The organism is Chryseobacterium piperi (assembly GCF_002285635.2).
Classification (GTDB): Bacteria; Bacteroidota; Bacteroidia; order Flavobacteriales; family Weeksellaceae; genus Chryseobacterium; species Chryseobacterium piperi.
Genome location: NZ_CP023049.2, coordinates 3,091,375 through 3,103,917, shown reverse-complemented (window position 1 = coordinate 3,103,917; position 12,543 = coordinate 3,091,375). Strand labels below are relative to the sequence as shown.

Below are 12,543 nucleotides of genomic sequence, written 5' to 3'. Positions count from 1 at the left end.
TTTATTTTTCTACTCTGTTTCTTACTTTAGTGTGATAGAACACATTTGGCTTGGTTCCGATCTCTTCAAGTAAATAATATCTTCTGTTGCTAGAATATAATTTTCTTACTTCAGATTCTTTATCATTCATGTCTCCAAACGTCATTGCTCCGGTAGAACAAGCAGCAGCACAAGCACAAGAATTTTTAAATTCATTGTCAGTTACTTTTCTGTTTTCTCTCTTAGCAGCTAAGATTGTAGCTTGAGTCTCCTGGATACACATTGAACATTTCTCCATAACCCCTCTTGTTCTTACAACAACATCCGGGTTTAGTACCATTCTTCCAAGGTCGTTATTCATATTGAAATCGAACTTGTCATTTAGGTTATATGTAAACCAATTGAAACGTCTTACTTTGTATGGACAGTTGTTTGCACAATATCTTGTACCGATACATCTGTTGTATGCCATATGGTTTTGACCTTGCTTACCATGAGAAGTAGCCGCTACCGGACATACTGTTTCACATGGAGCGTGGTTACAGTGCTGACACATTACCGGTTGGAAAATGACATCAGGACTTTCATTAGGCTCAATTAGAATATCGTATAAGTTAGGAACATTTAATCCTCTCTCAATACCTTCTTTTGTTTCAATTTTTTCTTTAGCAGAGTAGTAACGGTCAATTCTTAACCAGTACATATCTCTTGACATTCTGATCTCTTCTTTACCTACAACAGGAACGTTGTTTTCTGCCTGACAAGCAATAATACATGCTCCACAACCAGTACAAGAGTTTAAGTCGATAGATAAGTTGAAGTGAGGACCGTCTGTATCGTCAAAAGCATCCCAAAGGTCAATTTTTCTTGCCGGAAGAGCTCCACTGATTGTCTGGTATTCCAAAGGCTTGTTCCATCCTTTGTGCTCGTCATCGAATGCTACATTCAGGTACTCTGTAAGAGGAACTTCTTTAGCAATTTCGTAACGACCCATTAGGGTGTTCTGAAGCTGGATACCCGCAAACTCATGATCTTCACCTGTTTTTTCTATTTTAGCGTTTGATATCACCAAATTAGAACCATCAAATAAAGGATATGCATTTACTCCTGTATCAGCAGTAGCTCCGGAATTCTTTTTACCATATCCAAGTGCAAGACCTACTGATCCGTCTGCCTGACCTGGTTGGATAAATACAGGAACATCTTTTATTACTACGCCGTTTACTGTAAGATTTACAATAGAACCATCTAACTGCATTCTAGCATTAAGATCGTTTTCTATTCCTAATCTTTCTGCGTCTTTAGGTGAAATTGTCAAATAGTTATCCCAAGACATTCTAGTCAATGGATCCGGTAATTCCTGCAACCAAGGGTTGTTTGCCTGAGTACCATCTCCGATAGAAGTCTTAGTATATAATACTAATTCTAAATCAGAAGCTTTAAAATTCCCTAATTCAGCAAGAGCCTGAGCAGCATTTCCTCCTGAATAAGATAACGTTGTTGCGTTATTTGAAGGAACAATACCATTATATAAGGCCTTGTTAAAAGAAGTACTTCCTAAGATAGAAGCTGCACTTCCTTTTAAATAGTCATAGTAATTATTGGCAGCATTGTTTTTACCATTTTTCCAAACCAATAAAGATTCTTCAATCTGTCTTGATTTATAAATTTTCTGGATAGTTGGCTGCATTAATGTATATACTCCTGTCTGAGGTTCCATATCTCCCCAAGACTCTAGCCAGTTAGCTACAGGAATTACAGCTTTCGCTGCCTTATACATTTCATTTTTCTTATCTGCAACAGCAATTACATAAGGAACTTTAGTTAAAGATTTTTTGAAATCTTCTCCTTTTGGATGAGAGTAAATAGGATCTACGTTGTTTGTGATCAATACACCAACCTGTCCTGCGTTTACCCATCCTAAGAATTCCTGGTATCTTGCTTTATCAAATTCTTTTAAGAAGTTAGCTTTACCTGTGAAAGCTACTGAACCTAATTTTTGGTTAATTAAGTGTGCCAGAACCTGAGCTCCTTTAGAACCGTCAGCTAATACAACAGCTTTGCTGCCTTTAGCCTGTAATTCTTTAACGATTTCAGCAGCCACTTTATCAGAAGCAGCACCTCCACCTACAATAGCGTTATAAACCTCAACTAATGTTTTGTTTACTGCACTTGGTTTTAGTCTGTATCTTGAGTCAGCGTTAGCTCCTGTTAAAGACATATTGGATTCAACCTGAATGTGTCTTAACATGCTTGCTCCCGGTTTTCTAGCTTCTGCATAAGAAGTTTCTAAACTTGCAGCATTGTAATCTCCTAAGAAATCTGCCTGGAAAGAAACAACCAATTCTGAACCTTTAAGATCGTAAACCGGTAATGCTCTTTGTCCGAACACTTCCTGAGCAGCATCTAATGCAGCAGAGTAAGGGAAAGCATCATAAGTTACAAGCTCAGCTGTAGGATATTTAGCTTTGAATTCAGCAAACAACTTTTTGAAAGTTGGTGATGCAAAAGACTGAGATAAAAGAACAATCTTTTTGCCAGCTGCCTGAGCTTCTGCTAAACCTTTAAGAACGAAATCATCTACTTTATCGAAAGTTTCGTCTTTACTGTCTAACTTAGGCTGTTTTACTTTATCATTATCATAAAGAGAAAGTACACTTGCCTGAGCTCTTGCGTTAGTTTTACCTAAATCACCTGCTGCCGGGTTTGGATCAATTTTAATAGGTCTTCCTTCACGGGTTTTTACTAAAACACTAGCAAAATCGAAACCATCGAAATATGTTGAAGCGTAGTAATTAGGAACCCCCGGAATAATATCATGAGGTTTTACCACATAAGGAATCGTTTTAATTACCGGAGCTTCACAAGCCGCTAGTGTTACCGCTGCTGTAGAAAATCCTAATAACTTTAAGAAATCTCTTCTTGAAGTACTTGATCCGTTTTGTTCAGCATCTCCAAGGAAATCTTCTACCGGAATTTCTTCCTGAAACTCTTTCTGAGCCAGCTTATTATTTAAAGCTGGGTCTTTAAGTTCATGAATACTTCTAAATTGTATTTTGTTTGAAGCCATTTATACTTCTAATTTTTAGTTATTAATAATGACATTTACCACACTCAAGACCTCCAATTGCATCTACAGTAATCTTACCACCATCTTTAGGGTATTGTTTTTTCAACTTGTCATGTAGATTCTTGAAGTACTCTTTATTATAACCGTTGTTCATGTCAACTTCCGTAGTTCTGTGACATTCAATACACCATCCCATAGTGAAGTCATTAGCCATTTGAACAACATTCATTGTATCTATTTTTCCGTGACAAGCTTTACAAACAACATCAATTTTGTTATTTGGATTCTTCTTGTTGAAAGAATTGATGATCGCTTGTTCACCTGCTACTACGTGCTGAGAGTGGTTAAAGTATACGAAATCCGGCATGTTGTGGATTCTAGTCCATTCTACAGGCTGAGTTTTACCAGTGTACTGCTGTTTTTCAGGATTCCATCCTGTTGCTGCGTAGATTTTCTGGATCTCCCCGTCATAGAATGCCTTATCTTTTCCAGGCTCCATATAATGGTTTGCGTTGTATTCAGAGATCGTTCTGTGACAGTTCATACAAACGTTCATAGAGGGGATCTCAGATACCTTACCATATTTAGCACTAGAGTGACATAACTGACAGTCAATTTTTTGTTCTCCAGCGTGGATTTTGTGTGAGAAGTAGATAGGCTGTTCAGGCTTATACCCTTTGTAAACACCGATCCACATTAACCAGTTCCAGATTCCATAGGTAGCAAGAATGGCTAAAATAACCAAAGCTCCTTTACCTATATAGTGGTATTTTTGGTAGATTTCACTGAAAGAACGAACTCTTGATTCGTTAAGCCCTGCAAGATCCTCAGATTGTCCTAATTTAACTAATTGTCTCAGTTTGATTAAGATCCAAACCAATAAAGCTGCAATTGCTAAAAGTGAAATAATTACAATGTTTGTAGTGGTTTTGTCCGCTGGTGCTGCACTAGCGTCTGTCGCAGGTGCTGCTTCGGGTTTCTTCTCTTCCGGTGCCGGAGGATTAGTTGTAAAGGCTAAGATATCGTCAATGTCCTTCTCTGAAAGATTAGGAAACTGTTGCATCTCAACTTTGTTATATTTTTCGAAAATTTCATTGGCGTATTTATCTCCAGAAGCTCTTAGAGCTTTATTATCTGTGATCCACTTATGAAGCCAATCTCTGCCTACACCGCCCTCTGTCTTTACTCGTTCTACAACCCCTTTTAATGGAGGTCCAATAACTTGTTTATCCAGCGCGTGACATGCAGTACAATTCGCTTTGAAAAGTTTCTCACCGTTTTTAGGATCGCCGTCTTGCCCGTAAAATGAAGCACTGGTTGATAGCAATAAGCCTATTGCGATCAACGTTTGTTTATAATGCTTTCTCCAACTAATCATTTAAATTATCTTATGTTAGTAAAATATTGAACATTCAATCAATCCCGCAAAAATAATATTTTTAACAGGAATTTAACGGCTTTAGGAAACAGGAAAATATCATTTACGTTTAATTTGTATTGATTCTAAATAACTCTGTTTGGTATAATTTTTTAATTTGTATAAATTTGCTGAAACAAGTTTAAATGAAAAATTTGATCAAATTATTGTCAATATTATCTGTATTCGGTTTTTATACTATTGAAGCCCAGCAGGTTGTAAAGAAAGACACTTTGTCCGGAACGGAGCTTATTATGTCGATGGATCCTAAAGTAAAAGACGCTTTAGAGAGTTTGGAAGACAAATGTTCACGAGTTGTAACCACGACACCTACTCGAGACAATAATGAGGAATCTTATACAAAACCCACAAAAATTTATGTTCCTAACAGGGAATTGACCAATGCGGAAATTTGTAGAAAAAATCCTAGGATTTTAGGATATAAGATTCAGATCACTACAGTAAAAAGTAATGATGAAGCGAATGAAATTAAATCTTATTTCAGAAAAAGGTTCCCTAATCTGAAAGTAGAAACAGATGCTTCGTTAAGACCCAATTATAAGATCTTAGCAGGTAGTTATTTTACAAAACAAAGTGCTGCTTCTGATCTGTCCAGAATACGAGAATACTTTAAATCTGCATTTGCAGTACAGTACAGAATCTTCTGTGCTGAAGCTAAATAGAGTTTATATTAGTAAAAAAAAACTAAGCTGAGAAGATTTTTCCTCTCAGCTTTTTTTATTGATAATAGTGGTTTAAAAACCAGAAAAATTCAGACACCCTGATGGAATTATTGATGATCAAATAGAAGGATAAAAATACCATAATGATCATGAGAAATGATAATATTTTGGGTGATGATTTATAAGAATAAAATAGCCAACCCAGAAGCAGAGGATAGACAAAAGTAAAGTGTCCGCCATAAATATATGCGGTGTGTAGTCCGAATCTCATTATGCAATGAATAATGATATCGATGATGAACGAAATCATAATAACCTGCACAAGCTTATTTTTAAAATTCCTGAAATAACTCCAAAATATCAGAATGAGGAGACTGATAACAAAAACATAAGGAATCCAGGAAGAATAAGCATCCATAATGAGCCCCTTGAAATTGAATCCTTTCATATTATTTTTATCCCGGATGATGAAATTTGAAAACAATATATTCCCTCCGAAAAAATAGGAAAGTATCATATCCCAGGTCGGTGTGGACTTCACATTGGAGAATTTTTCATACTGTTCACTAGTCTTATTGAAGATGCTGTTGTATTTAAAATCGATCCGGTTTAAATAGAGTAAAGCATAACAAATACATGTGATTACTACTCTTAATGCTGCACTTCCGAATTTTTTCCAATTTCTAAAAATACCTTTTTCAAAGGCAACAGGAATAAAAACTTTTGCAATGTTAGTAATGGTAAGCCCGCCTATTGAGATGCCGGCAAGAGTTAGTGCTAAGGCGGGTATTTTTTCCTCTTTCTTTAATTTTATAGCTGCATAATAGTTATATAAACAGAGAAAAAATAAGGTGTAGGTGAAGTTTTCCGGAGTAAAAGAAAGTAATATGCTTGTTGAGAAAAATCCGAAAAACAATATTAATAATAAACTGATAGTTAAAGGAAGGCTGATGATATTTTTCAAATATTTAAATACTTGAATAAGGCTTAAACTTACCGCAATATTACTAAACCAGGCTAATGTCAAGCGGAAAGTAGCATCTTTTTTCCCATCTGATATGAAAAGTGCCACCTCTCTTATCCAGTTGAAAAAATAATAAGATAAGGGGTGTCTTTCAAAACTACCGCCAGTCATTACAATAGAGCGGTTATCAAAACTAAAATAAGCATCCCAGGGTATTCTTTCATCAAAAATGATCCTGTAATTGAGTGCAATATTTGATCCTAGAATTCCATAACAAATAATAAAAAATAGAAAGACCCATAGTTCAGTTAATGTTGAAGGGAAAACCAGTTTAAAAAAATTAATGAATTTAGTTTTAAGAGCCACCTGTTTAAAGTTTTTTGCAAAAGTAAAATAAAAAACTCACCAATTTGGTGAGTTGTATGTATAATGGTTATTTCTCCTTTTGTTGGATTAAGAAATAGTTGGTTTTACGAGCTGCATGAAAGCATAGAACATCCTGAAATATCATCATAACCAGACGGCCTTTTAGCAGAAAATTCAGGATAAATTTCCTGATAGGGGGTTTCTAATGCCCGGGTTAATTTTTCCAGCATCTCAGTTTTTCCATTATCAATTTCCTGAATACACTCAAATAAAAGATAATTTCTTAAAATAAACTTTGGATTTGCTTTTTGCATTAAATCAAGAGAGTCTTCTTTTGTTATTGTATTCTTTGAAAGCCTTTCGTTATATTTTTGGATAAAGTCTTCAAGTTTCCCCACCATATCATTTGTGAGGGGAATATATGAAATTGGGCTAAACGCAGATTTCAGATCATCTATCTCATGTATTTTTCCCAGCTGATTAAAGAATAAAGTGTGGTCAAGTTGGAGTTCCTGCATTAATCCCTGCCAATTACTAAAAAAGTCCTCGTCCCCTTCTCGTAACTGATCAAAGCCAAATTTTTTGCACAACATTGTATCGTGAGCTTCCCAGAAATAATTTCCATAATGATTAAGCGTGTCTTCTAAAAACTGCTCATCTTTGATTAATGGGAAAAGAGCATTGGCTAGCTGCCATAAATTCCATTGCGAAATTTGTCCCTGTTTTCCAAAGGCATATCTTCTTCCCGGTAAGTCTGTTGTATTGGGTGTGAAGTTTAAATCATATTCATCCATCATGGAGTAAGGCCCATAATCAATGGTTAACCCAAGAACTGACATATTATCTGTATTCATAACCCCGTGAACAAATCCTACCCGGAACCATTCGGTCATCAGATTGGCGGTTCTCATGCAAATGTTTTTGAAAAAGTCTTTATAGCTTTCATCACCAGTTGATGTAATTTCAGGGAAATAATTTTGAATCGTAAAATCAACCAGTTCTTGTAAGGTTTTATATTCTTTCTGTGCTGAAATCAATTCGAAATGCCCGAAACGCAGAAAGCTTTCAGCAGTTCTGATAACGACAGCTCCCTTTTCTTTTTGAGGGTTTCCATCATACATCATATCTCTTACTACATCTTCTCCTGTAAGGCATAAGCTCAATGCTCTTGTCGTCGGAACTCCTAAGTGGTACATTGCTTCACTCATAAGGTATTCCCGAACGGAAGATCTAAGTACGGCCCTACCATCTGCATGTCTTGAATATGGGGTAGCTCCGGAACCTTTCCACTGAATCTCTGTTTTCTTTCCGGAGTTATTGGTGATCTCACCAGCCAGAATTGCTCTTCCGTCACCTAATTGACCTGCCCAGTTTCCAAACTGATGTCCTGCATAAGCAGTTGCATAAGGCTGTACATTTGGGGGGAGATCGTTACCTACCAGAAAGCTGATGTCCTTATCTTCAAATTTTCCCAATCCGATTTCCTCGGAAAGCTCTTCGTTGAAAGCAATCAGTTTTGGGCTTTCAAAGCCGGCTGGATTGATGGTGGAAAATAAAACCTTAGGTGTCATTCTTTGCATCGTATTTCCTGAAAAATCTCCAGGAAACTTTTTTATAAAAGGCTGTGTGATACTCTCGATATTCATAAATCAAAGATACGATAATAAAAAAAGACCTTTCAAATTGCTTGAAAGGTCTCATGTATTTTTAAAAGAGAATTTATTTATTAAAATCTATGTCATCACCTTTGTTCAGGTTTTCATTGACGTTCTCCTCTTTTTTGTTTGAATTAGTCTTCGGAGCAGGTTGTACCGGTTTAGGGTTTTTGATTTGATCGATGGTCTGAAGACCTCCATCATCACCATAACCGCCACTGATACCTTTAAGGTCGCTACATCCGTCTTTCCAGTCTGATGGTTTCACAAATTTATCATCAGGAGAAATTCCCAGATTTTTATCTGCCCATACTTTTTTCATAAAGAGTGCCCAGATTGGTAAAGCCATTCTTGCTCCCTGTCCTTCTCCTGTTCCAAAGAAGTGGGTTGCTCTGTCTTCCCATCCAACCCATGCTCCGGCTGCCAGTTTGGGAGTAATTCCCATGAACCAACCATCGGAGTTATTCTGCGTTGTTCCGGTTTTCGCTGCAATTTCCACTGCTTTTGAAATCCCTCTTCTTGAAAGTTCTCCGGAAGCGGTACCGAACTGAGCTACACCTTTCATTAGCTCAATCATGGTATAAGCGTAACGAGGGTTCATAACCTCTTTTGGCTCTACATTAACCTCTTTAATTACCCTGCTGTTGGCATCTTCAATCCTCCAGATCATCTCTGGTTTATTATAGTTTCCATAATTTGCAAAAGTACTGTAAGCACCAAGCATTTCATAGATAGTAATATCCGAGGAACCTAAAGCAATGGTATTGTTTCTTGGTATTTCTTCTGTTACTCCCAGATCTCTTGCTGTTTGAATTACAGCATCAACACCTGTCATTTCAATAAGACGTGCTGCCACCGGGTTTTGAGAGTGAGCTAAAGCATCTTTCAAGGTTAACATTCCACCTCTACCAGGAACATGCCATCCCTTATGATCGTAAGTTCCGTTTGAAACTACGGAGCATGGAGTCATTCCTAATTTCATAATCGCAGTAGCGTATACGAAAGGCTTGAATGTGGAACCTACCTGTCTTTTTCCTTGTTTGATATGATCGTACTGGAAGTGTTGCCAGTCGATACCTCCTACCCATGCTTTGATTTCACCACTTCCCGGCACCATGGCCATCAATCCGGCCTGCGCAATTTGTTTGTGATATCTGATAGAGTCCCAAGGTGACATTTCTACTTCTTCTTCGCCATTCCATGTGAAGCGTGAAGTTTTAATAGGCTTTTTAAATTCCATTAAAATAGAATCTTCAGGTATTCCAGCAGCTTTTAACTGTTTGTAACGGCCTGTTCTTTTCATAGCCTGAGTCATTACTTGACTAATCTGCTTATCTGTTAAATAATAGAAAGGTCTATTTTTTCTACCTCTTTGTTCTGCATCAAATCTTTTCTGAAGATCTGTTAAATGTTCTTTAATTGCCTCTTCAGCATACTTTTGCATTTTAGAATCAAGAGTTACATATATTTTCAGACCATCTTTATAGAGATTTAATTTTTTACCGGTTTCTTTTTCGTGTTCTTTAAGATAAGTATCAATTTCTTTCTTTAAATAGAATTTATAGTAAGCCGAAAAATCGTCGTTGATATTTTTAATAGGATGATAATCCAGAGCAATAGGGGTTGCTACTGCTTTATTATACGTATCCTGGTCAATATATCCTGTTTTTTGCATTTGTTCTAAAACAACATCTCTTCTTGCTTTTGCTCGGGTTTCATTACGCATTGGGTTGTTCTTTACCGGATTTTCCAGCATAGCAACAAACATAGCTGCTTCAGGGAGTGTAAGATCTTTAGTTGTTTTATTGAAATATATTTTAGAAGCCATTTCAATTCCGTTTGCATTATATAAAAAATCAAACTTGTTGAAATATAGGGTTACAATTTCTTCTTTGGTGTATCTTTTTTCAAGACTCACAGCAACGACCCACTCTTTCAGTTTTTGGAATGCTCTTGCCATTTTGTTTTGAGAAGCACTACCTGTGAAAAGTAGCTTGGCCAGCTGTTGGGTGATTGTGGAACCCCCACCTCTTTTACCTCCATAAGCAACAGCTCTTGCAATAGACTGGACATCAATTCCTGAGTGTTCCTTGAAACGCTCATCTTCTTTAGCCTGCAAAGCATATACAAGAAATGGCGGAAGGTCTTTATAGATAATAGGCTGGGTTTTTTCTTTTTCAAATTTGCCCAGCAATACACCATCAGATGAAAAAATCTGAGAGGCAACATAAATATCCGGATTTTCCAGTTCTTCTACATCAGGCATTTCGCCAAGGAAACCTTGAGAAACAGCAAAAAAAGTTCCTGAAATTCCTAAAACAACAACAATGAGTCCAAGCCAAATAAAGGTAACCCATTTTTTCCAAGAGGTATTTTTATTATTTTTTTTAGGTGGAAGGGGGAATGTTTTTCCCTTGTTTCCAGTGTTTTTTTTGTTTTCTTCCATTTATGATTACGGTTTAGCCGTTTCTATTTTTACTCCAATGTCCTCAATTCCGGGAAGGAAATCATTTCTCATAGCTTGTACAAGGCTGATTTCATATTTCCCTTTTTCCGGAAATTTATAATTCAATTTATATTGAAAAAGAATTTCCTTTGTATCTCCAAAACCTGTTCCCAGCCATTCTCCGTTGGGTTTTGCCAGAACATAATTCAATGTGTCCGTTTCTTTTTTCTTGTTCTGAAGATTGGTGAAATTAACAATGAACCTTATGTTACTGTAAGGGTAATTATTGTTATTTCTTACAACAAATATAATATTTTTAGGATTCTGCGGATCCGAAATTTCAAGATTAAATTTTTGTTCACTTTTCTTATTCCATTTGTTATCAACAGAATTCATTGTCACATTTTCTCCCGGGGAGCTGCAGCTTAAGAAAAGGATAAAGGATAGTAATCCTAAAATTTTATGCATTGTTGTCTTTTTTTGGAGGAAATTTCTTTTTAAACTTTTTCTTATTAGGACTTTGTTGTGGTTTTTTATCAGAATCTGATGATGCTTCTGCTTTTTCTAGCTGAGCTTTAGGCTGTTGAGGCTTTTGCTGCTTTGGAGTATTATGGTTAGAATTAGCATTTGTATTTTCAGGTCTATCACTTCTCTCAGGTCTGTTTTTTTTCTGCCCTTGATTAGAGTTTTGTTTATTCTGTCCCTGACTTTGGTTCTGATTTCTGTTTTTATTGAAATTTTTATTCTTTTTCTCGAATCTGTCAACATTATTTTCCTGAATCAGATCGATACTGTGTAACGGAGTGTCAGGCTGTTTTAATTCTTCGAGAGGTAAAATCTTTTCTCCTCGTTTATTTTTAGAGATGAATTTCTTTACCAGGTCAATGTCGAAATCATACCACGCGACAGAGCTGTCTACATAGGCAAACCACATTTTCTTTTTGAAAACATCAATCTTGATACAGAAAGCTCTTCCTTTTTCAGTGTCTAATGTTGTTGAAGAAGACGGGAAGTGGCTTAACGCGTCAAGATAACTATCTAATTCATAATTCAGACAGCACTTCAATTTTCCGCATTGTCCTGCCAGTTTCTGTGGATTGATACTAAGTTGCTGATATCTTGCCACATTGGTGTTTACGGATCTGAAATCCGTAAGCCAGGTTGAACAGCAAAGCTCTCTTCCACATGACCCGATACCACCGATTTTTGCAGCCTCTTGTCTGAAGCCGATCTGTTTCATATCGATTTTAGTTCTGAACGTAGAAGCATAATCTTTAATTAGCTGTCTGAAATCGATTCGATTATCAGCAGTGTAATAAAATGTAACTTTTGACGCATCACCCTGATATTCTACATCAGTGACTTTCATTTCAAGCCCAAGACTGTGGGCTATCTTTCGTGCCTGTATCTTTACGCTATCTTCTTTTTTTCTAGCTTCCTGCCAAACTTCTATATCTTTTTGATTGGCTAATCTATATATTTTTAGTGACGCTTCTTCAGAGAATTTTTTCTTTTTCATCTGAATTTTCACTAATTCGCCGGTGAGACTTACCACACCTACATCGTGTCCGGGACTTGATTCTACGGTGACTACACTACCTATATGTAACGGAACATTATTTACATTTTTATAAAACGATTTTCTGTCATTTTTAAATCTAACTTCTACAAAATCGCATCTGTTTGATGCGGGATTGTTGATGTTAGATAGCCAGTCGAAAACACTTAATTTATAACTATTACCACAGGTATTTACACTTTCACAACCATTCGCGGATTTCTTGGGTCCGCAAGAATGCGCAGAATCGCCGGATGTTTTACATCCACAACTCATATAACTATTATTTAATCTTGCAAATTTATATATTTTTATCTTTATGTAATTCTAAAAAATTCAAATATTCATTAACTTCATTGTTTAATCTTAAACGGGAATCATATTAGAAGGATGAAATATTATCAA

The 12,543-nt window shown here is 36.3% G+C and carries 8 protein-coding genes; 1 reads left to right on the top strand and 7 read right to left on the bottom strand.

Features of this window, described 5'->3' with window-relative positions:
- Position 1: 1 nt before the first annotated feature.
- Positions 2 to 3,049 (bottom strand): TAT-variant-translocated molybdopterin oxidoreductase, encoded by a 3,048-nt coding sequence (locus CJF12_RS13470; protein ID WP_034680793.1) that lies wholly within the window; start codon positions 3,047 to 3,049, stop codon positions 2 to 4.
- 22 nt (positions 3,050 to 3,071) lie between these two features.
- Complete coding sequence (locus CJF12_RS13465) at positions 3,072 to 4,427, bottom strand: c-type cytochrome (protein WP_034680791.1); 1,356 nt, start codon at positions 4,425 to 4,427, stop codon at positions 3,072 to 3,074.
- Between the two features lie 185 nt (positions 4,428 to 4,612).
- Between CJF12_RS13465 and CJF12_RS13460 the strand changes: the two genes are divergently transcribed.
- Positions 4,613 to 5,149, top strand: coding sequence for an SPOR domain-containing protein (locus CJF12_RS13460; protein WP_034680788.1), 537 nt, complete (start codon positions 4,613 to 4,615; stop codon positions 5,147 to 5,149).
- 55 nt (positions 5,150 to 5,204) lie between these two features.
- Here CJF12_RS13460 and CJF12_RS13455 read toward each other — a convergent pair whose 3' ends face one another.
- From CJF12_RS13455 to CJF12_RS13435, 5 genes are all read right to left on the bottom strand, one after another.
- A complete protein-coding gene (locus tag CJF12_RS13455; protein ID WP_034680786.1) occupies positions 5,205 to 6,479 on the bottom strand; it encodes a DUF6080 domain-containing protein in 1,275 nt (424 codons plus the stop codon).
- 104 nt (positions 6,480 to 6,583) lie between these two features.
- Positions 6,584 to 8,125 carry a protein adenylyltransferase SelO gene (locus CJF12_RS13450; RefSeq protein WP_034680785.1) on the bottom strand — a complete coding sequence of 514 codons (1,542 nt, stop codon included), beginning with the start codon at positions 8,123 to 8,125 and terminating at the stop codon, positions 6,584 to 6,586.
- 73 nt (positions 8,126 to 8,198) lie between these two features.
- A complete protein-coding gene (locus tag CJF12_RS13445; protein ID WP_034680782.1) occupies positions 8,199 to 10,580 on the bottom strand; it encodes a transglycosylase domain-containing protein in 2,382 nt (793 codons plus the stop codon).
- Between the two features lie 6 nt (positions 10,581 to 10,586).
- On the bottom strand, positions 10,587 to 11,048 hold the full coding sequence (locus tag CJF12_RS13440) for a gliding motility lipoprotein GldH (RefSeq protein WP_034680781.1): 462 nt from the start codon (positions 11,046 to 11,048) through the stop codon (positions 10,587 to 10,589).
- Entirely contained in the window at positions 11,041 to 12,414 is a 1,374-nt protein-coding gene (locus CJF12_RS13435; RefSeq protein WP_034680780.1) for a PSP1 domain-containing protein, read from the bottom strand. Before CJF12_RS13435 ends, CJF12_RS13440 begins: the two co-directional genes overlap by 8 nt.
- Positions 12,415 to 12,543 lie beyond the last annotated feature (129 nt).